This window comes from Arthrobacter sp. B0316-5-4 (assembly GCF_059090325.1).
This window is the reverse complement of sequence record NZ_JBNHFN010000004.1, coordinates 402,381-422,391: the sequence shown is the minus strand read 5'-3', so window position 1 is coordinate 422,391 and position 20,011 is coordinate 402,381. Positions and strand designations below refer to the sequence as shown.

General features: G+C 64.5%; 18 protein-coding genes and 1 tRNA gene. 18 read left to right on the top strand and 1 reads right to left on the bottom strand.

From position 1 onward, the window contains the following. Positions 1–12: 12 nt before the first annotated feature. The 18 genes from AC5RU9_RS13880 (at position 13) to AC5RU9_RS13795 (ending at position 18,963) form a co-directional block, all read left to right on the top strand. Complete coding sequence (locus tag AC5RU9_RS13880) at positions 13–1,530, top strand: ABC transporter ATP-binding protein (protein WP_494016891.1); 1,518 nt, start codon at positions 13–15, stop codon at positions 1,528–1,530. Continuing rightward, positions 1,523–2,863, top strand: coding sequence for an ABC transporter permease (locus AC5RU9_RS13875; protein WP_494016890.1), 1,341 nt, complete (start codon positions 1,523–1,525; stop codon positions 2,861–2,863). The genes AC5RU9_RS13880 and AC5RU9_RS13875 overlap by 8 nt, the downstream gene beginning before the upstream one ends. Continuing rightward, complete coding sequence (locus tag AC5RU9_RS13870) at positions 2,860–4,149, top strand: ABC transporter permease (protein ID WP_211713092.1); 1,290 nt, start codon at positions 2,860–2,862, stop codon at positions 4,147–4,149. The genes AC5RU9_RS13875 and AC5RU9_RS13870 overlap by 4 nt, the downstream gene beginning before the upstream one ends. A gap of 2 nt (positions 4,150–4,151) precedes the next feature. Next, positions 4,152–4,556, top strand: a complete 405-nt coding sequence (locus AC5RU9_RS13865) for a cytidine deaminase (RefSeq protein ID WP_494016889.1) — start codon at positions 4,152–4,154, stop codon at positions 4,554–4,556. Further along, a complete protein-coding gene (locus AC5RU9_RS13860) occupies positions 4,553–5,863 on the top strand; it encodes a thymidine phosphorylase (RefSeq protein ID WP_494016888.1) in 1,311 nt (436 codons plus the stop codon). The genes AC5RU9_RS13865 and AC5RU9_RS13860 overlap by 4 nt, the downstream gene beginning before the upstream one ends. Before the next feature lie 88 nt (positions 5,864–5,951). Beyond that, complete coding sequence (locus AC5RU9_RS13855) at positions 5,952–6,602, top strand: DedA family protein (protein ID WP_494016887.1); 651 nt, start codon at positions 5,952–5,954, stop codon at positions 6,600–6,602. Positions 6,603–6,795: 193 nt separating this feature from the next. Beyond that, positions 6,796–7,479, top strand: a complete 684-nt coding sequence (locus AC5RU9_RS13850) for a DedA family protein (RefSeq protein WP_211713260.1) — start codon at positions 6,796–6,798, stop codon at positions 7,477–7,479. A gap of 37 nt (positions 7,480–7,516) precedes the next feature. Further along, on the top strand, positions 7,517–8,659 hold the full coding sequence (locus AC5RU9_RS13845; RefSeq protein WP_211713096.1) for an adenosine deaminase: 1,143 nt from the start codon (positions 7,517–7,519) through the stop codon (positions 8,657–8,659). Continuing rightward, positions 8,637–9,350 (top strand): MazG nucleotide pyrophosphohydrolase domain-containing protein, encoded by a 714-nt coding sequence (locus AC5RU9_RS13840; RefSeq protein WP_494016886.1) that lies wholly within the window; start codon positions 8,637–8,639, stop codon positions 9,348–9,350. Before AC5RU9_RS13845 ends, AC5RU9_RS13840 begins: the two co-directional genes overlap by 23 nt. Positions 9,351–9,466: 116 nt before the next feature. Further along, positions 9,467–10,747: a phosphopyruvate hydratase gene (gene eno, locus AC5RU9_RS13835; RefSeq protein ID WP_211713098.1), complete on the top strand. Its 1,281-nt coding sequence runs from the start codon at positions 9,467–9,469 to the stop codon at positions 10,745–10,747. 131 nt (positions 10,748–10,878) lie between these two features. Beyond that, on the top strand, positions 10,879–11,676 hold the full coding sequence (locus tag AC5RU9_RS13830) for an FtsB family cell division protein (RefSeq protein WP_494016885.1): 798 nt from the start codon (positions 10,879–10,881) through the stop codon (positions 11,674–11,676). 67 nt (positions 11,677–11,743) lie between these two features. Then, a complete protein-coding gene (locus tag AC5RU9_RS13825) occupies positions 11,744–12,442 on the top strand; it encodes a DUF501 domain-containing protein (protein WP_494016884.1) in 699 nt (232 codons plus the stop codon). Further along, positions 12,439–13,395, top strand: a complete 957-nt coding sequence (locus AC5RU9_RS13820; RefSeq protein WP_494016883.1) for a Ppx/GppA phosphatase family protein — start codon at positions 12,439–12,441, stop codon at positions 13,393–13,395. The genes AC5RU9_RS13825 and AC5RU9_RS13820 overlap by 4 nt, the downstream gene beginning before the upstream one ends. Beyond that, on the top strand, positions 13,392–14,783 hold the full coding sequence (locus tag AC5RU9_RS13815) for a S8 family serine peptidase (protein ID WP_494016882.1): 1,392 nt from the start codon (positions 13,392–13,394) through the stop codon (positions 14,781–14,783). Before AC5RU9_RS13820 ends, AC5RU9_RS13815 begins: the two co-directional genes overlap by 4 nt. 38 nt (positions 14,784–14,821) lie before the next feature. Continuing rightward, a complete protein-coding gene (locus AC5RU9_RS13810; RefSeq protein WP_211713104.1) occupies positions 14,822–16,276 on the top strand; it encodes an NAD(P)/FAD-dependent oxidoreductase in 1,455 nt (484 codons plus the stop codon). Between the two features lie 90 nt (positions 16,277–16,366). Continuing rightward, a complete protein-coding gene (locus AC5RU9_RS13805) occupies positions 16,367–17,287 on the top strand; it encodes an N-acetyltransferase (RefSeq protein ID WP_494016881.1) in 921 nt (306 codons plus the stop codon). Positions 17,288–17,308: 21 nt separating this feature from the next. Further along, positions 17,309–17,382 (top strand) — tRNA-Leu (locus AC5RU9_RS13800). Positions 17,383–17,604: 222 nt separating this feature from the next. Continuing rightward, entirely contained in the window at positions 17,605–18,963 is a 1,359-nt protein-coding gene (locus AC5RU9_RS13795) for an ABC transporter substrate-binding protein (protein ID WP_211713107.1), read from the top strand. An 80-nt stretch (positions 18,964–19,043) separates the two neighbouring features. Here AC5RU9_RS13795 and AC5RU9_RS13790 read toward each other — a convergent pair whose 3' ends face one another. Then, complete coding sequence (locus AC5RU9_RS13790) at positions 19,044–19,931, bottom strand: phosphotransferase (RefSeq protein WP_494016880.1); 888 nt, start codon at positions 19,929–19,931, stop codon at positions 19,044–19,046. Positions 19,932–20,011: the final 80 nt, after the last annotated feature.

Below are 20,011 nucleotides of genomic sequence, written 5' to 3'. Positions count from 1 at the left end.
AACGGTGGAGTTGTGAAACTCGAATTGAAGGGGATCTCGAAAGCCTTCGGGACCTTCTACGCCAACCAAGATATTGACCTCGTGGTCGAATCCGGTCAGATCCATTGCCTCCTGGGCGAAAACGGGGCTGGCAAATCGACCCTCATGAACGTGCTCTACGGGCTCTATGAGCCCACCGCTGGCCACATCCTGGTGGATGATAAGCCCGTCAGCTTCCGCGGCCCCGGCGATGCCATGGCAGCAGGCATTGGCATGGTGCACCAGCACTTCATGCTGGTTCCCGTCTTCACGGTTGCGGAAAACGTGGCCCTCGGCGCTGAACCAACCATGTTCGGCGGCGTCCTGAGCATGGACGAAACCCGCAAGAAGATCCGGGAGATCTCTGACAGGTACGGTTTCGATGTTGACCCCGACGCCCTGGTGGAGGACCTCCCCGTGGGCGTCCAGCAGCGCGTCGAAATCATCAAGGCACTGGTGCGCGAAGCCAAGGTGCTCATCCTCGACGAGCCCACGGCCGTGCTGACACCCCAGGAAACCGATGAACTCCTGGACATCATGCGGCAGCTCAAGGCGAGCGGCACGTCCATTGTTTTCATTTCGCACAAGCTCCGCGAAGTGAAGGCTGTTTCGGATGTCATCACCGTCATCCGGCGCGGCAAAGTGGTGGGCGACGCGCCTCCCACAGCGTCCGCCACCGAGCTGGCCTCCATGATGGTGGGCCGCCCCGTCAGCCTGAGCCTGGACAAAGCCCCAGCCCAGCCGAAGGAAACCACGTTTGTCGTGGAGAACCTGACCGTGCGCGCAGCCAACGGCACCAACGTGGTGGATGGCATCAGCTTCGACATCGCCCAGGGTGAGATCCTCGCCGTCGCCGGTGTCCAGGGCAACGGCCAAACGGAACTGACGGAAGCCATCCTTGGCGTGCAGGAGCACGTCACCGGATCCGTCACCCTGGATGGAAAGCAGTTGCTTGGCCTGCCCGTCAAGGATGTGCTGCGTTCCGGCGTCGGGTTCGTCCCGGAAGATCGCACAGTGGACGGACTTGTTGGTCCCTTCTCGGTCGCCGAGAACCTGGTGCTGGACCTTTACGACCAGGCCCCGTTCGCGAGCGGCATCAGCATGAAGCCCGCCAAAGTGGCCGAGCATGCCAAGGCCAAGATCGAGGAGTTCGATATCCGGACCCCCTCGGCCGGTTCTGCTGCAGGAACACTGTCCGGCGGCAACCAGCAGAAAGTTGTCATGGCGCGGGAACTGTCCCGCCCGTTGCGGCTGTTCATCGCAAGCCAGCCCACGCGCGGCGTGGACGTGGGCTCCATCGAGTTCCTGCATAAGCGCATCGTTGCAGAGCGCGATGTGGGAACACCGGTGATGATCGTTTCCACTGAGCTCGATGAAGTCATTGAGCTCGCAGACCGGATCGCGGTGCTGTACAAGGGCAAGCTCGTGGGCATTGTGCCTGCGGGAACTCCCCGGGACACCCTCGGCTTGATGATGGCCGGCGTCGGCCCGGAAGGAGGCTCCGATGACTGAGAAGGATCAGGCTAAGAGCGATCAGACCCCCGCTGAGTCCACGGCGGAGGTACGCGCGGCGGACGTCGCCCTCGATACTGCCGGCGGAATGCTGGAACCGTCCATTGTCCCGGTGTCCTCCCAAAGCGGAGACTCGGGCCACCAGCAGGGCAGCGTGATGCGCCGCATCGTTATGGGAAACGGCTTCGTGTCCGTCCTGGCGGTCATCGTCGCGCTCTTCCTTGGCGGCTTGCTGATTGCCAGCACGGACAGCCAGGTCGCCAAGACCGCAGGCTACCTCTTCGCACGGCCCACGGACTTCCTGAGTGCCTTGTGGGCGGCAATGACCGAGAGTTACGGCGCCCTCTTCCAAGGCTCCGTTTTTAGCCCTCGTGAAGGCTTCAGGCCCATCCTGGAAACCATGACCGTTGCCACCCCGCTGATCTGTGCGGGCCTCGGCGTCGCGCTGGCGTTCCGTGCGGGCCTGTTCAACATCGGTGCCCAGGGACAGATCATTATCAGCGCAACGCTGGCGGCCTACGTCGGCTTCGCGTGGCACCTGCCGTTCGGCCTGCACCTGCTGGTGGTCATCATCATGGGTGTCCTGGGTGGTGGAGTGTGGGGCGCGATCGTTGGCATCCTCAAGGCCCGGACCGGCGCCCACGAGGTGATCGTGACCATCATGCTGAACTATGTGGCGTTGTTCCTGCTGGACTTCCTCCTGAACACCGCGGCATTCCGTCGTCCGGGGGATAACAGCCCCATCTCGCCGCGCCTTGACGAGACGGCCGCATACCCCGTGCTCATCCCGGGTTCCAGGCTCCACCTTGGCTTCCTCGTGGCAGTGGCACTGACCTTCGGCGTGTGGTGGCTGCTCAACCGGTCCACCATCGGCTTCGAATTCCGTGCCGTGGGCGCGAATCCGATCGCAGCACGGACCGCCGGCGTCAAGGTATCCCGCGCCACCATCCTGGTGATGGCCATGGCCGGTGCGCTGGCTGCCTTCGGCGGTGTCGCCCAGGTGGCCGGTACCGAAAAGGTATTGACCGGTGGCGTCGCAGCCCAGATCGGCTTCGACTCCATCACTGTCGCCCTGTTGGGCCGCAGCACGCCGTGGGGAACGTTCTTCGCTGGCCTGCTGTTCGGTGCGTTCCGCGCCGGAGCCGTGCAAATGCAGATCCAAACGGGTACGCCTATCGACATCGTGCTGGTGGTGCAATCGCTGATCGTCCTGTTCATTGCGGCGCCGCCCCTGATCCGGTCCATCTTCAGGCTTGAACCCAAGAAGAAGAACAAGACACCTAAAGCGGCCCCCAAGGCTGCCCTTGCCAACGCCACCGGAGGTGCCAAGTGAGCGCTACAACCACCGCTCCCAGGTCGGGAGCAACGGCCCTGCCTGCGTTCCGGCCTTCCATGAAGGTCCCCATTTCACTTGGAGTCCTGGCGCTGATAGCGCTGGTCTTCTTCGGTTTCCTGGGCCCGGACCAGACCGCCGAGATGAAGATCAGCGATTCCGGGGATGCTGTTGCCGTGCCGGCCTTGATGATCCCGGGCCAGGTGGGTGGGGTTGTCCTGGGCATCCTCCTGCTGGCCATGGCGGCGTATTCGATCTACCTGTGGACGCGGGGTGAGCGCTCACCGAAGTGGCTGCCCATCGCGTTTGCCGTGGTGTTCGTGTTTGCCTTGCTGGTGTGGATTGTGGCCGGTGCACGCCAGCCGTCCATCTCTTTGGCTGGCCTTGTTGCCGGTTCGGTAACGCTGGCCGTGCCCCTGGTTTTCGGTTCGTTGTCGGGCGTCCTGTGTGAGCGGGTTGGCGTGGTCAACATCGCGATCGAAGGCCAACTCCTGGGCGGCGCATTTACCGCCGCACTGGTGGCCACCATGACCGGCAGCCCCTACATCGGCCTGATCGCTGCCGCTGCCGCAGGCGCTGCAGTGTCCATGGTCCTGGCCGTGTTCAGCATCAAGTACCTGGTCAACCAGATCATTGTTGGCGTGGTCCTGAACGTGCTGGTCTCCGGCCTCACCGGCTTCCTCTACGGGACGCTGATGGTGCCGAACAAGGAACAGTTCAACACCCCGGGCCGCCTGGACATCCTGCCGATTCCGCTCCTCTCGGACATCCCCATCATCGGACCGATCCTGTTTGAGCAGTCCATCGCCGGCTACCTGATGTACGTTGCGGTCGCCGTGGTCTGGTTCGGCCTGTTCAAGACCCGGTGGGGACTCCGCGTCCGCGCCGTCGGCGAACACCCGCAGGCGGCTGACACGTTGGGCATCAACGTCAACGCCACCCGTTTCTGGAACGTCACCCTGGGCGGTGCCATCGCCGGTATCGGCGGTGCGGTGTTCACCCTGGTCACCATCGACTCCTTCACCAAGGACATCTCCGGTGGCCGTGGCTTCATCGCCTTGGCCGCGCTGATCTTCGGCCGTTGGAATCCGATCGGTGCCTTCCTGGCTTCGCTGCTGTTCGGCTTCGCCTACAACCTGCAGTCCATCCTGGGGATCATCGGTACGCCGGTTCCGAGCCAGTTCATGGCCATGCTGCCGTATCTGGTGACCATCTTCGCCGTCGCCGGTTTGGTGGGTAAGTCGCGGCCACCGGCCGCCAGCGGCATACCGTACGTGAAGGGTTGACCATGCCGGCAAACGACGTCGACTGGCCAGCCCTTGAAGACGCGGCAAAACAGGCCATGGAACGGGCCTACGCGCCCTATTCGAAGTTCCCGGTAGGGGCTGCGGCCCTTACCGAGGACGGCCGGATTGTCAGCGGCTGCAACGTGGAGAATGCCAGCTATGGCCTGACCCTCTGTGCCGAATGCGCCCTGGTGGGCCAACTCCACATGACCGGTGGCGGCCGGATCGCTGCGTTCTATTGCGTAGATGGCCAGGGCAACGTCCTCATGCCGTGCGGGCGCTGCCGCCAGCTGCTGTACGAGTTCCGGGCACCGGGCATGCAGCTCATGACAACGCAGGGCATCAAATCCATGGACCAGGTGCTTCCTGACGCCTTCGGTCCCGAAAACCTGGAGGAAACCCCGTGACAAGCACTGAAGCGTTCGACGCCGTCCAGATCATTTCCATCAAACGGGACAAGGGCACGCTCACTCCCGAGCAGATCGACTGGACCATCGACGCCTACACGCGCGGCGTCATTGCCGAAGAGCAGATGGCGGCGCTGAACATGGCCATCCTGCTCAACGGCATGGACCGGGCCGAGATTTCACGGTGGACTTCCGCCATGATCGCCTCCGGCGAGCGGATGGACTTTTCGTCGTTGACAACGCCCGACGGCGGCCGGAAGGCTACCAGCGACAAGCACTCCACCGGTGGGGTGGGGGACAAGATCACCCTGCCGCTGGCGCCGCTTGTGGCGGTCTTCGGCGTCGCGGTTCCGCAGCTTTCGGGCCGCGGCCTTGGTCACACGGGCGGCACCTTGGACAAACTTGAGGCCATTCCCGGGTGGCGGGCCAACTTGAGCAATGACGAGATCATGGCGCAGCTCCAGGACGTGGGTGCGGTCATTTGCGCGGCAGGTTCCGGGCTCGCGCCGGCGGACAAGAAGCTGTACGCGCTGCGCGATGTCACGGGCACCGTGGAAGCCATCCCGCTGATTGCTTCCTCGATCATGAGCAAGAAGATCGCCGAGGGCACTGGTTCGCTGGTGCTGGACGTCAAGGTGGGCTCGGGAGCCTTCATGAAGGATGAGGCGCGGGCACGTGAGCTGGCCGAGACCATGGTGGCCCTGGGGAAGGATGCCGGCGTCCACACCGTTGCGCTGATCACGGACATGTCCACACCGCTGGGCCTCACCGCGGGGAACGCGATCGAGGTTGAGGAGTCGGTGGAGGTCCTTTCCGGCGGTGGTCCGGAAGACGTCGTCGAACTGACTGTCCGGCTGGCCGAAGAGATGCTCGCCGGTGCCGGTATCCACGACGCCGATCCGGCCGCGGCCCTCAAGGACGGCCGGGCCATGGACGTGTGGAACAGGATGATCGAAGCCCAAGGTGGCGACCCGCGGGCAGCCCTGCCCGTGGCCAGGGAGTCGGAGGTTGTCTACGCACCCGCCGACGGCGTCCTGGTGGAGCTGGACGCGCTCTCGGTGGGTGTCGCCGCCTGGCGCCTTGGTGCCGGACGGGCCCGCAAGGAGGACCAGGTCCAGGCCGGGGCAGGCGTCCGCTTGCATGCCAAGCCGGGTGCGCTGGTGCGTGCCGGTGAACCCCTGATGACGTTGCTCACGGACACACCGGAAAAGTTCGACCGCGCCAAGGAAGCACTCCAGGACGCAGTGGTGATTGCGCCGGAGGGATCACGCCCGGCGCATCAGCTCATCATCGACCGCATCGCCTAGGCTTAAGTGTTCCGGGCTGTTCGTCAGGGACAGCCCGGATCACCAGCCTTCCGGCGCCCCAGGTGGAGCCGGCTACCGTAAGGAAACCGTGCAGGGCATCAACGATTTCATCCTCGCCGCGGCAGGGCAGCCCTGGGTGTTGTTCCTTGTGTTGGCGTGCTGCGTGATCGATGGCTTCTTTCCACCGATCCCCAGCGAATCGGTAGTGGTGGGCCTCAGCGCCGTATCCGGCAGCAGCGGTCTACCCAATGTCTGGCTGCTGGGTCTGATGGCGGCCCTGGGCGCTTTCGCGGGGGATAACATCGCCTACATCATTGGCCAACGGATTGGCATCCAGCGCTGGCGATGGATGCGCACGCAGCGGATGCAGGGCGCCTTCCGCTGGGCGGGCAAGGAACTCCGACGCCGGGCGGCCTCCCTGATCATGGTGGCGCGGTTCATCCCGATCGGGAGGGTGGCGGTCAACCTGACAGCGGGCGCCACGCACTTCAACCACCGGCGCTTCGTGGGGCTTACCGCCATGTCGGCAATGCTGTGGGCCTCGTACTCGGTGGTGCTTGGATATTTCTTCGGAGTCTGGTTCGAGCACAACCATTTGCTGGGCGCAGTCATAGCGATCGTTGTGGCCGTGATCCTGGGCGTCATCATTGATCGCATCATCAGCAGGGTCCGCGGATCCGTGCCACTGGACCGGAAAAACATCCCTGGGGAAGGCGCCCCACCTCCACCCACGGTATGACGTTGATGGCTCCGCAAGATCAGTCCCGCGGCTGACGACGGAACGGGGACCCCACCGGTAGCGTTAAACGCGTGATCCCAAGGCTGGGACGTAGCGAACGACGTCCCGGCCGTGGGACACTAAGAGCGACTTTGGTCACAGTGTCAAGTCATATTCATCTAGGAGCTACCACCGCGTGGAGTCTTTGAACCAAATGCTCGAGCATGCAGCAGGGCAGCCCTGGATTTACCCGGTACTCCTGGTCTTCTTCTTTATTGACGGATTTGCCACCATCCTGCCCAGTGAAACGGCCATCGTTGGCCTCTCGGCGCTGTCCCTTCACAGCGGAGAGCCCAACCTGTGGATCCTTGGGGCCACAGCACTGGTCGGTGCCATGGCCGGCGACAACATGGCATACATGCTGGGCCGCAAAATCGGCCTTACCCGCTGGAAGTGGATGCGACGACCCAAAGTCCAGAAGATGTTCGCCTGGGCCCAATACGAGCTGGATAAGCGCGGAGCGGTCCTCATCTTCACGGCCCGCTACATTCCCTGGGGACGCGTCGCGGTGAACTACGTGGCAGGCCAGACCGGCTTCCGTCACCGGACCTTCTTCCTCCTGGACGCCTTCGCGTGCGTCACCTGGGTGGGATACTCCATCGGCATCGGCCTCCTCGCCGGCCAGTGGGTACACAACAATCCGCTGCTCGGCGTCGGCATCGCTGTGGCATTCGCGGTGGTCCTCGGCATCGTGGTGGACCACGCATTGCGCTGGTGGCACAAGTACCTGGAGAGGAAAGACCACGCCCGCGAGGCTGCGGCATCTGCGCAGGCAACCAAGCCGGACCCGCAGCAAAACGCAGTTGCCGGCGTCGACCTCTCCAAGCCGGCCGGCTAAGGGGCCCGCACCCGCCGGTGGGGACTAGTCTTAGTACGTGACTGAGCCCATACTTGACGCCGCCCCTGCCCTCGACTTCGACCTGAAGAGCCTTCCCAAGGTTTCCCTCCACGATCATTTGGACGGAGGTCTCCGCCCAGGCACCATCATTGAACTGGCGGAAGCCGTCGGCCACACCCTGCCCTCCACCGACCCCGTGGCCCTGGGCGAATGGTTCCGCGAGTCCGCCGATTCAGGCTCCCTGGTCCGTTACCTTGAAACGTTCGACCACACCATCGCCGTCATGCAGACCAAGGAAGGCCTGTTCCGGGTCGCCAAGGAATTCGTGGAGGACCTCGCCGAGGACGGCGTGGTGTACGGCGAAGTCCGCTGGGCTCCCGAACAGCACCTCCAGAAGGGCCTCACCCTGGACGAAGTGGTAGAGGCCGTCCAGACTGGCCTCGAAGCCGGCGTGGACGCGGCCGAAGAGCGCGGGCAGCAGATCCAGGTGGGTCAGCTGATCACCGCCATGCGCCACGCCGACCGCGGCCAGGAGATCGCCGAACTCGCCGTCCGTCACCGGGCCAACGGCGCCGTGGGCTTCGACATTGCCGGCGCCGAAGACGGCTTCCTGCCGTCCCGGTTCAAGGACGCCTTCACCTACCTCGCCGAGAACAATTTCCCTGCGACCGTCCATGCCGGTGAGGCTGCAGGCCTGGACAGCATCCAATCGGCACTGGTTGACGGCCGGGCCCTACGCCTCGGCCACGGCGTGCGGATCGCCGAGGACATCTCGGTTGAGTTTGAGGACAACTCCGACGACGACGGCGAAGACACCATTGGGATGGTGACCATCGGCAGCGTGGCCGCCTGGGTCCGCGACCGTGGCATCGCCTTGGAGATCTGCCCCTCATCGAACCTGCAGACGGGTGCGATCTCCAGCTTCGGAGAGGGCATCGAAAGCCACCCCGTGGACATGCTGTTCCAGCTCGGTTTCAACGTGACCATCAACACGGACAACCGCCTCATGAGCGGAGTCACCTTGACGGACGAGTTCGAACTCCTGGTGGAAACCTTCGACTACGACCTCGACGATTTGCTCGAACTGACCCTCAACGCCGCGGAGGCAGCTTTCCTGCCGCTGGACGAGCGTGAAGCCCTGGTCGAGTACATCAACGATGCCTACGCCAACCTCGGCTGACAACTCCGCACTCCCGGGCCGGGCCGGCGATGTGGGGGAGCTGCTGGGGACCATCGCTGCCCTGCGTGAGCACTGTCCCTGGATGGGGGCGCTGACCCACGAGTCGCTGGTGGAGTATTTGATCGAGGAAGCCTACGAAGTGGTGGACTCGATCGAAGCGGGCGACTCACCCGCGAGGGACGACGAACTTCGCGGCGAGCTGGGCGATGTACTGCTTCAGGTAGTACTTCACGCCCGGCTCGCCGAGGAGCGCGGCAGTTTCACTTTCGACGACGTAGCCCGGTCCATCAACGCCAAGATGGTCCGGCGGAACGGCCACGTTTTCAAAGCGGACGGTTCCCTGCAGGAGAGTTTCCCGGCCAGTGTCGAGGAAATCATCGTGAAATGGGACGCCGCAAAACGCGCCGAGAAGCCTGAGCGGAAGGACCCCTTCGAGGGCATTCCGCCGCACCTTCCGGCGCTGGCAGCGGCGCAGAAGTCCTTGGACAGGGCAGCCCGCGCCGGGCTGGAGGTCGACGCGGAAGGCGCGCTGGCCGCCGTCGGACTTCCTGCTGTCCCGGCCTCGGAAGAGGCGCTTGGTGAGCTGCTGCTCGCCGTCGTCGCCGCGGCCCGGGAGCAAGGACTCGACGCCGAACGAGCCCTCCGCGCAACCGTTCGATCGTTTCAGAACGGCCAGGCCCAAGCTTCATGACGTGAAAGGTTGGAAGTCGTTCCGTAACCTGAGCCACTCTGGACTACGCTAGTAGCGACGAGGACGTTGAGAATTTCCCTCCTCATTCCTGTAATTTGCCCATAAGGAGCACATCCATGGCGCTTATCGATGCCATCCACGCACGCGAGATCCTTGATTCCCGCGGAAACCCGACCGTTGAAGTTGAGGTCCTGCTCTCCGACGGCCAGATCGGCCGCGCAGCAGTTCCGTCCGGTGCTTCCACCGGCGAGCACGAAGCTGTCGAACTCCGTGACGGCGACAAGGGCCGTTACCTCGGCAAGGGCGTCCAGAAGGCCGTTGACGCGGTCATCGACGAAATCTCGCCGGCCCTGATCGGCTTCGACGCCACAGACCAGCGCAGCATCGACCAGGCCATGATCGACCTGGACGGCACCCCCAACAAGGGCAAGCTCGGCGCCAACGCCATCCTGGGTGTTTCCCTGGCCGTGGCCAACGCTGCAGCAGCTTCCTCCGACCTGCCGCTGTACAAGTACCTGGGTGGCCCGAACGCCCACGTGCTCCCGGTTCCGCTGATGAACATCCTCAACGGCGGCTCGCACGCCGACTCCGATGTGGACATCCAGGAATTCATGATCGCCCCGATCGGTGCCGAGACCTTCTCCGAAGGCCTGCGCTGGGGCGTTGAGGTCTACCACAACCTCAAGTCCGTCCTCCAGGAAAAGGGCCTCTCCACAGGCCTCGGCGACGAAGGTGGCTTCGCCCCCAACCTGCCGTCCAACCGCGCGGCACTTGACCTGATCACCGAGGCCATCAAGAACGCCGGCTACACCCCGGGCACGGACATCGCCTTGGCCCTGGACGTCGCATCCTCCGAGTTCTACAAGGACGGCGCCTACCAGTTCGAAGGCAAGGCACTCTCGGCCACCGAGATGAGCGCTTACTACGCCGAGCTCGTTGCCGACTACCCGCTGGTTTCCATCGAGGACCCGCTGGACGAGAACGACTGGGAAGGCTGGAAGACCCTCACCGACACCATCGGTGACAAGGTCCAGCTGGTGGGCGATGACCTCTTCGTCACCAACCCGGTCCGCCTGCAGCAGGGCATCGACGCCGCCACGGCCAACTCCCTGCTGGTCAAGGTCAACCAGATCGGCTCCCTGACCGAAACGCTCGATGCTGTTTCGCTGGCACAGCGCTCCGGTTACACCACCATCACCTCGCACCGCTCCGGCGAAACCGAGGACACCACCATTGCTGACATCGCCGTTGCCACCAACGCGGGCCAGATCAAGACCGGTGCCCCGGCCCGCTCCGAGCGCGTCGCCAAGTACAACCAGCTGCTGCGCATCGAAGAAGAACTCGACGACGCCGCACGCTACGCCGGCCGCAGCGCATTCCCGCGTTTCAAGGGCTAGCATTCCGCAAAAACAGCTGACCGGTGGCTATGGTGGAAAGACCATGGCCACCGGTTCTGTTTAACGCTGGCCACCTCGAACAAGCAAGCGCAGCAACCCGCCAGGCAAGCACCGGGCATTACAGGAGTGTCATGGCCACCCGTCGTCCGAAGGTACCCAGGGCCGACGCCTTGGGCTCCGGCTCCAGCGCAGCCCGGCCGTCCACCCCGGCCTCCCGTCCTGGCGCGGCCGGGCCAGGCAGCGCGGGCAACAGCGGGGCCGACGTCATCAAGGCAGAGTTCGGTGCAACACGCACCGCTTCGAAACCGTCGACGGCGGCAGCGCCCACCAAAGCGGCCGGCAGCGGCAGCAAGGGCGCAAACAAGCCCGCGGAGTCCGGAAAAAGCCAGGCCGCCGGAAAGAGCCCGGCCACCGGAAAAAGCCCGGCCTCCGGAAAGAGCCCGGCCACCGGAAAGAAGCCTGCCGCCTCCGCGAAACCGGCATCCAGCGGGTCCGGACGGACTGTTCCGTCGGCCAAGGAGGGACGTGACACCGATCCCGTCCCAGCCAAGGCGTTCTCCGGACGAATGCTGGCGCTGGCGGTCGTCATGATTGCGATCACCATCATGTTGGCCCCCACGGTGAAGATCTTCCTGGAGAAACGTGCCGAGATCTCGGCGTTGGAGGGCGAAATTGCCAGCCGCAAAGCTGAGCAAACCGAGCTGAACAAGCAGATCTCCCGCTGGCAGGATCCCAACTATGTGAAACAGCAGGCCCGGGACCGCATTAACATGGTTATGCCGGGTGAAACGGGCTACTGGGTGTTTGGCGGGGAAGAAGCCGCTGGCACGCCGGGTGGCCGCACCGGCTCCGGACCGTCTGCAAACCCGGAGAATCTGCCTTGGGTGGATGCTCTTTGGGAGTCAATCAGACGGTCGGCAACTGACTAGACGCGGTGCCCGCCGCCGTCGTGCCCGCCTGGGACACGACTAACGGGCAGGAAGGTTGGCAACGCACGTGGAAGAGTACACGGCAGCCCTGCCGCAGGAATCCCGCCAGCCGTCAGCACACGATCTCGAGGTCCTCAGCCGCCAGCTGGGCAGGCCGGTCCGCGACGTCGTAGAGATCCCCGCACGGTGCGTCTGCGGCAACCCGCTGGTCGCGGCCACAGCGCCCCGGCTGAGCAACGGAACACCGTTTCCCACGACGTTCTACCTGACCCACCCGGTCATCACCTCAGCGGTGTCGCGGCTGGAAGCGGGCGGGCTCATGAACCGCATGAACGACCGACTGACCGCAGACGGGGAACTCGCTGACTCCTACCGCGGTGCGCACGAAGCCTACCTCCAGGCACGCAATGAGATCGCTGACCGTTCCGGAACCGGTGCTGTGCCCGAAATCGACGGCATTTCCGCCGGCGGCATGCCCACACGGGTCAAGTGCCTGCACGTGCTGGTAGGCCATTCGTTGGCTGCGGGGCCGGGCGTTAACCCCTTGGGCGACGAAGCACTGGAAGCAATCGCCGAGTGGTGGACCAAGGACCGCTGCTACTGCGACGGCGCGTGGGACACTGCGGGGGAGGCCCCTTCCCGTGATCTCAGTCGCCATGGTCCGCAGGGCCTGCCCGACATCGTGGGCCGCCCAGCGCCCGTGCGGAAGCCGAAGACTGAAGCTGTTGGCGAACAGTCCGGCAGCGACCAGGACGGCACCGCATGAGCCGCGTCGCCGCGATCGACTGTGGAACCAATTCCATCCGCCTGCTCATCGCGGACACCTCGGTCGAGGGGGCTGCGGGGCCATCGACGGACGTCGTGCGTGAAATGCGCGTGGTGCGGCTCGGCCAAGGCGTTGACGCCACCGGCGAGCTCGCTCCTGAAGCCTTGGAGCGCACGTTTGCCGCCGCTGGGGACTACGCAGCCCTCATCAGGGAACATGGTGCCGGGCGCGTCCGTTTCGTGGCGACATCAGCCACCCGCGATGCCCGCAACCGCCAGGTTTTCGTGGACGGGATCCGGGACCTCCTTGGCGTTGAGCCCGAGGTGATTTCCGGGGATGAGGAAGCCGCGCTCTCGTTCGCCGGGGCCAGCAGTGTCCTTCCAGTAACAGGGGAGGACGCCGTCCTCGTCGTGGACCTCGGCGGAGGCAGCACGGAATTCGTCCTGGGGGACACCTCCGGCGTCATCGCTGCCCGTTCCGTGGACATCGGATGCGTGCGGCTGACCGAACGCCACCTGCGCAGCGATCCGCCCACTGCCGCCCAGATCGCCGCAGCAGAGGCCGACGTCGATGCCGCCCTTGCGCTTGCCGCCCAGGCAGTGCCGCTGAACCGCGCCACAGCCGTTGTTGGCGTCGCCGGGTCGATCACCACCATCACCGCGCACGCGCTTGGCCTGAGCGAGTACCAGCCAAGCCGGATCCACGGTGCCTCCCTCGACCTGGAAACGATCAGCGACGCCGCCACCAACCTGCTCGAAATGACCCGCGGGGAACGGGCAGTGCTTCCCTACATGCATCCCGGCCGCGTGGACGTCATCGGTGCCGGCGCCTTGGTGTGGCGCCGTATCCTGGCGCGCCTGGCGGCGGTCAGCGAAGGTGCCATCAGCGCTGCCGTCTCCAGCGAACACGACATCCTGGACGGTATTGCGCTGAGTATCCGGGGAGCGGAATGACGTCGCGAGGCCGTCGTTCCCTTTCGGTCGCGCTGGCCACCACCCTGGCTGGCGGGACCCTCGCGGGCGCGCTGCTGGCGGCTCCGGCTGCCAACGCCGATGCCTGGCGGGACAAGGAGTTCTGGCTTAAGGATTCCGGGGTCACCAACGCCTGGCAGGTGTCCAAGGGAGCAGGCGTCAAAGTCGCCGTCATCGACAGCGGCATTGACGGCACCCACCCGGACCTTAACGGCGTCGTGGTCGGAGGGACCGACGTATCCGGTGCCGGCGCACCCAACGGACAAAAGAGCATTGGCGCCAAGACAGAGCACGGCACCCTGGTTGCAAGCATGCTTGCCGGCCGGGGACACACCACGCCCACGGCCTCTCCTTCAGCGTCCGCTTCGGCCCCACCGCCCGTGCCGCCCACTACTCCTCCCGCCGGAGGGCCTGACGGAATCGTAGGAGTCGCGCCCGAGGCGCAGATCCTGTCGGTTTCCACCTGGCTCGGCTCCCCGAACCCTGGCGGCAAGACGGACCAGGAACAAATCCCCGACGCCGTTCGCTGGGCCGTGGACAACGGTGCCAAGGTCATCAACATTTCCTTGGGCAGCACCTCGCCGGACTGGCCCCAGAGCTGGGACGCGGCGTTTCTTTACGCCGAGCAAAAGGACGTCGTCATTGTGGCCGCCGCCGGTAACCGGGTTGGTGGCAACATCCAGGTCGGTGCTCCCGCCACCATTCCCGGTGTCCTGACGGTCGCCGGGCTGGACGGCGAGGGACGCGCCAGCGTGGACTCCTCGTCCCAAGGCATCAGCATCGGGGTCGCAGCCCCCGCGGAGAAGTTGGTGGGTGCCATGCCAGGCGCCGGCTACGCCGAGTGGGCCGGGACGTCCGGAGCGGCACCCATCGTGTCCGGTGTGGCTGCCCTCATCCGTTCCAAGTGGCCTGAGATGAGCGCCAACCAGGTCATCAACAGGATCGTCAGCACCGCCAAGGATGCAGGCGCCCCGGGCAAGGACCCGCTGTACGGGTACGGCATCCTCAACGCCGAAGCTGCACTCAAGGACGACGTACCCGCGGCGGCCAGCAATCCCTTGGGCTCCATCGCGGACTGGATCCGCGTGCATCGGCGCGGTGACTTCAGCGAGCCTTCGCAGGCACCGGTCGCGAGTCCCACCAGCGCCGCGCCCACCTTAGCCGATCCCACCGTCCCCGTAGCCAAGACGCCGGCGACCATGGACGACGCCCTTCCTGCCGCCGTCGTCCTCGGTTTTGGTGGCCTGTTCCTCGCCCTCATCGTAGGTGCCGCGATTCAGCTGCGAAGGGTTTCCAAACGTCCCGGTCCGGTGGTCGAGGAAGCCGAAACCGGAGTGATGGAGACGGTGGATCCACCAAGCAAGAAGTAGTTAGTGAAGATTTTCACAAAGTACTGTACTCTGGTGTCATGGCAACCACCCCAGAGCTCATTGACCGTCCCCGGGTTCTCGTCGTCGGCGGCGGTTACGTCGGCTTGTACGTAGCACTCAAACTGCAGAAGAAGATCGCGAACGCCGGCGGCATCGTCACCGTCGTAGATCCACTGCCGTACATGACCTACCAGCCCTTCCTTCCGGAAGTTGCAGGCGGCAACATCGAGGCACGCCACGCCGTCGTCTCCCACCGCCAGCACCTCAAGCAGACTGAGCTCATCCAGGGCCGCGTCACTGGCATCGACCACGCCAACCGCACCGCGGTTGTTGCCCCCTCCGATGGTGGCGAGCCGTTCGAGATTCCTTACTTCGACGTCGTGATTGCTGCTGGCGCCATCACCCGTACCTTCCCCATTAAGGGCCTCGCGGACAAGGGCATCGGCCTGAAGACCATCGAGGAAGCCGTTGCACTGCGCAACAAGCTCCTGGAGCGCATCGAAGCCGCTTCCACCATGACCGACCCCGCAGAGCGCGCCAAGGCCCTCACGTTCGTGGTTGTCGGTGGCGGTTTTGCCGGCATCGAGTGCCTCACCGAAATGGAAGACCTCGCCCGCGCCGCAGTTCGCAACAACCCGCGCATCCGCCAGGAAGAAATCCGTTTCATCCTGGTCGAAGCCATGGGACGCATCATGCCCGAGGTCACCGCCTCGCAGGCAGAATGGGTTGTTGAGCACCTCCGCAGCCGCGGCATCGAAGTTCTCCTCAACACCTCCCTGGACAGCGCCGAGGGCACCCTCAAGCTCATCAACCTCCCGGACAAGACCCCGGCGCAGGAAGTTGAAGCTGACACCCTGGTGTGGGCTGCCGGTGTGCAGGCCAACCCGATGATCCGCTCCACGGACTTCCCGCTGGAACCCCGTGGCCGCGTTCGCGTCCTCCCGGACCTGCGCATCGCAGGCGACGAAGGCATCGTCGAGAACGCCTGGGCCGCTGGCGACATCGCCGCTGTTCCGGACCTCACCGGCAAGGGCCTGCCGGATGGCACCTGCGTCCCCAACGCCCAGCACGCACTTCGCCAGGCCAAGAAGCTCGCCAAGAACCTTTGGGCTTCCCGCTGGGACAAGCCGCTGCACGACTACAAGCACAAGAACCTTGGTGCTGTTGCCGGTTTCGGCGAGTGGAAGGGTGTTGCAAACATCAACCTGCTCGGCCGCATCGGCCTCAAGGGCGGCCTCGCCTGGCTGGCACACCGTGGTTACCACGGCATGGCGATGCCCACCGTTGAGCGCAAGTTCCGCGTGATCTTCGGCTGGATCCTGGCCTTCTTCGCAGGCCGCGACACCACTCAGCTGATCGATCTCGACAACCCGCGCGGTGCCTTCGTGGCCGCGGCAACGCCGGCCCCCAAGCCCGCAGCTGCCCCGGCGCCCGTTGAAGCCAAGCCTGCTGCCGAGGAAGCCAAGACTCCGGTAACTGCTGACGCCAAGTAGTACACGCACGACGGCGGCCATCCCCTTTGCGGGGGTGGCCGCCGTCGGCGTTTAACCAGTCGCGTTTCCGCGGGCCCCTAGACTGTTGGCATGTCCGGTGAAACCGACCTGAAGACGCTCCTGCAGTCCTTGCATCCCGTGGTCCGCGACGGCGAGTACGTGTACTCCCTATGGCCGCATGGGCGCCCGCTGGAGGGCGAGGTGGAGGCGGCTGTGCGCGAGGCCGAGGGGCTGACCGTTGTCCTGCACCGGGACGAGGCAGATCGGCTGGGCCTTGCTTATGATTTTGTGGCCTCGTGGATCACCCTCCAGGTCCACTCCGCCCTCGAAGCCGTGGGTCTCACGGCAGCGGTGAGCGCGGCCCTGACTCACGCGGGGATCAGTTGCAACGTCCTGGCCGGGTTCCACCACGACCACCTGTTGGTGCCCACTCCCGACGCGGGCCGTGCCATGGATGTGCTCCGGCTGCTGGCTCGTGGCGTCGTGCTGCGTTCCGAACGGCCCGAGGACCGGGACGGGATCCTGGACCTCACGGCCCGCGCATTCTCCGTCTCGCCCGTCACGGGTGAACCTGTGGAGGGAACGCCCATTGAGGTTGGCCTGCTGCGGGAGCTGTTCGAATGCGCGGAGTACATTCCCGAACTCAGCATTGTTGCGGAGATCGGCGGGGAGATCGTAGGCCACGCCATCACCACCCGGGGCTGGATCGGCGAACTGCCCGCTTTGGGTTTGGGCCCCATCGGTGTGCTGCCGACGTTCCAGCGGCGCGGTGTCGGATCGGCGTTGATGCGTGAAACCACAGCGCGGGCAACAGCCATGGGGGAGCGCGGCATAGCGTTGCTCGGCAGCCCCGCCTATTACCTTCGTTTCGGTTACGTGCCGGCCTCGTCCCTGGGCGTTGAACCGCCGGAGGCGGCGTGGGGCGACCACTTCCAGTTGCTCCCCTTGCCGGAATGGCCCGACGGCGTTCGGGGCACCTTCCGCTATGCCGAACCCTTCAACAGGCTGTAGCTGGGATACCATGGTCCGGGCGCCCCAGTAGCCCAATTGGCAGAGGCAGCGGACTTAAAATCCGCGTGTTGTGGGTTCGAGTCCCACCTGGGGCACGGCGGAAGGTGAGAGCAGTTTCTTCCTTCCGCGACGCGGGTGTTGTGTTCGGTGCCGTTTCCCAGCAACCTTGTAGATTTCCCACAGGCAACGAGTGTTATAGGGATGTGACCTGAATCACTTATGTTCGCCGATCAATTGCATTAGTTTGAGTCTTAATCAGGAACACCTGAGTAATCGCATCAAAGGCAGTTCGCACCTTTCGATCGAGGAGACAACGAATGTTTGATCTTTCCCCGGCGGCGCCCCGAGCCGCCAAGCTAACCGCGCTTGGCATTGGGGTCGCCCTCTTGGCCACAGCTTGTGGTGGGTCTTCGACGCCAACCCAAACTGGGTCTTCATCCGCCGCGGCCGCAGCAGGAATCTCCTGCCCGGCGCCAAGTGCGGGGGCGGGAGCCGGCAACAGCCAGGCTGCCACCAACTCTGGACCTGTACCTCCCTCGACCACCACTACTTCCACGCCGCTCAAGCTTGGATCGCTCCTGCCGACAACGGGGTCGCTGGCGTTCCTTGGCCCGCCCGAAATCGCCGGTGTCAACCTCGGTATCAAGGAAGTCAACGACGCCGGTGGCGTGTTGGGTGCCCCTGTTTCGGTTGTTCACCGCGACTCCGGTGATACCAAGACAGACATCGCCACCCAGTCCACCACGGCCCTCCTCGGCCAAGGCGTCAGCGCTGTCATCGGTGCGGCTTCGTCGGGCGTTTCCAAGACGGTTATCAACCAGATCACCGGTGCCGGTGTCATCCAGTTCTCGCCTGCGAACACGTCGCCTGACTTCACCACCTGGGACGACAAGGGCCTCTACTGGCGAACTGCACCGTCCGACGTCCTGCAGGGCAAGGTGCTCGGTAACTACATGGCTACTTGTGGAGCCCAGACCGTTGGCATGATCGTCCTCAACGACGCTTACGGAACCGGCCTGCAGAAGAACGTCAAGGAAGCCTTCGAGGCAGCCGGCGGCAAGGTTGTGGCCGAGGAACTCTTCAACGAAGGTGACTCCCAGTTCAGCAGCCAGGTGGACAAGGTACTGGCCGCCAAGCCGGACGCCATCGCACTGATTACCTTCGACCAGGCCAAGAGCATCGTCCCCCTGATCACCGGCAAGGGCATCAAGCCCACGCAGCTGTTCATGGTTGACGGCAACACCTCGGATTACAGCAAGGACTTCCAGCCGGGCACCTTGAAGGGCGCGCAGGGAACCATTCCCGGTACGTTCGCCAAGGATGACTTCAAGAAGAAGCTCCTGGCAATCGACCCGGCCCTGAAGGATTACAGCTACGCAGGTGAATCCTACGACGCCGTGAACCTGATCTCCCTGGCCTCCGAGGCAGCCAAGAGCACCAAGGGTACGGACATCGCAGCCAAGCTGAAGGAAGTCTCTGAAGGCGGCGAGAAGTGCAACAGCTTCGCAGCCTGTGTCACCCTGCTCCGCCAGGGCAAGGACATCGACTACGACGGCCAGTCCGGTCCTGTCACGTTCTCCGACGCCGGTGACCCCACCGAGGCGTACATCGGTATCTACCAGTACCAGGATGACAACACCTACAAGCCGGTCCGCGAGGAGTTCGGCAAGCTCTAAACTCCAGAGACCGTAGCAACGCAACAGGTCCCCTTCCTCACGGAGGAAGGGGACCTGTTCGTTTTAACTCCAACGCGAGGTCACTTACGGCCCATGTGGGGGCTCAACATGGGCCGTAAGTGACCCCGCGTTGGGTTGAGCACGCGTTCCACCATTTCCACGCCCTGCCGCTCAAAGGCCGGATCGCCGACGTCGTGTGCCCAGACGACCGTGCCGACGGCCTGGTTCAGGCTTTCCAGCCTCAAAAGCTGCCGGTCCTCCGCGGACTCCACTGTCCTTCCCAGGCCCTTGTAGAAGGCCTCCGAAAGCCTCGGATGCCCCAAGAACTGCTGATGGCTGAGCCGGACCAGGTCGTGGACCCAAGGGCGCAGCTCTGCCCGACCGAAGTCGATGACTTTTGTCTCGCCGTCGTCCGTCAACCAGTTGCGGGGCTGGTAGTCGCCGTGGGTGGTGACCAGCTCAGCAGGGCCCGCCACGATGCCATCGAGGGCCGCCGTGAGCTGCTCCAGGGTCTGCCGGGGTAGTAGGGAGCCTGCTCGCTTAATGATGGAGCCCGTCTTGGTCTTCAGCGCCCGCACGTAGCTGCGGGACGTACCTGCCGGCTGGTGGAGCGCGGCCAGGATGACTCCGGCCTGCCGGTAGGTTTCCGGCTCCTGTTCGGCGGGAGTCCCGGCAACCAGGGTCCCCGGCAGGAAACGGGTGACCAGCAGCCGGGCATCGGCGGCGGACTGCAGCATCACCGGGACCCTGCCGTCCAGACCTGGCATTCCACGGGAATAGGCTGCGATTTCCCGGCGGATGTGATGGCTTGTCTCGCTCGCCTTGATGATCAGCTGGTGTCCTTGTCCATCCTTCACCTGCAGCACGGTAGTGTCCTGAAGCGGCCAGGAATGGTCCGCCACCACCTCATAGCGGCCGAGCCAGGACGTCAAAATACTCTGCTGTCTTTCGGTGATCCCCTCTGGCATCAGTCCAGCATGCCAGCAAACAGCAAAACGCGGGGTCGCATCCGGCCCGTTGGGAGACCCAACATGGGCCGGATGTGACC

Coding starts and splice junctions, on each gene's coding strand:
- AC5RU9_RS13790 (WP_494016880.1), bottom strand. CDS start 19,931: ATGCCAGAGGGGATCACCGAAAGACAGCAGAGTATTTTGACGTCCTGG.
- AC5RU9_RS13795 (WP_211713107.1), top strand. CDS start 17,605: ATGTTTGATCTTTCCCCGGCGGCGCCCCGAGCCGCCAAGCTAACCGCG.
- AC5RU9_RS13820 (WP_494016883.1), top strand. CDS start 12,439: ATGAGCCGCGTCGCCGCGATCGACTGTGGAACCAATTCCATCCGCCTG.
- eno (WP_211713098.1), top strand. CDS start 9,467: ATGGCGCTTATCGATGCCATCCACGCACGCGAGATCCTTGATTCCCGC.
- AC5RU9_RS13850 (WP_211713260.1), top strand. CDS start 6,796: ATGCTCGAGCATGCAGCAGGGCAGCCCTGGATTTACCCGGTACTCCTG.
- AC5RU9_RS13805 (WP_494016881.1), top strand. CDS start 16,367: ATGTCCGGTGAAACCGACCTGAAGACGCTCCTGCAGTCCTTGCATCCC.
- AC5RU9_RS13815 (WP_494016882.1), top strand. CDS start 13,392: ATGACGTCGCGAGGCCGTCGTTCCCTTTCGGTCGCGCTGGCCACCACC.
- AC5RU9_RS13810 (WP_211713104.1), top strand. CDS start 14,822: ATGGCAACCACCCCAGAGCTCATTGACCGTCCCCGGGTTCTCGTCGTC.
- AC5RU9_RS13840 (WP_494016886.1), top strand. CDS start 8,637: ATGCCTACGCCAACCTCGGCTGACAACTCCGCACTCCCGGGCCGGGCC.
- AC5RU9_RS13875 (WP_494016890.1), top strand. CDS start 1,523: ATGACTGAGAAGGATCAGGCTAAGAGCGATCAGACCCCCGCTGAGTCC.
- AC5RU9_RS13830 (WP_494016885.1), top strand. CDS start 10,879: ATGGCCACCCGTCGTCCGAAGGTACCCAGGGCCGACGCCTTGGGCTCC.
- AC5RU9_RS13865 (WP_494016889.1), top strand. CDS start 4,152: ATGCCGGCAAACGACGTCGACTGGCCAGCCCTTGAAGACGCGGCAAAA.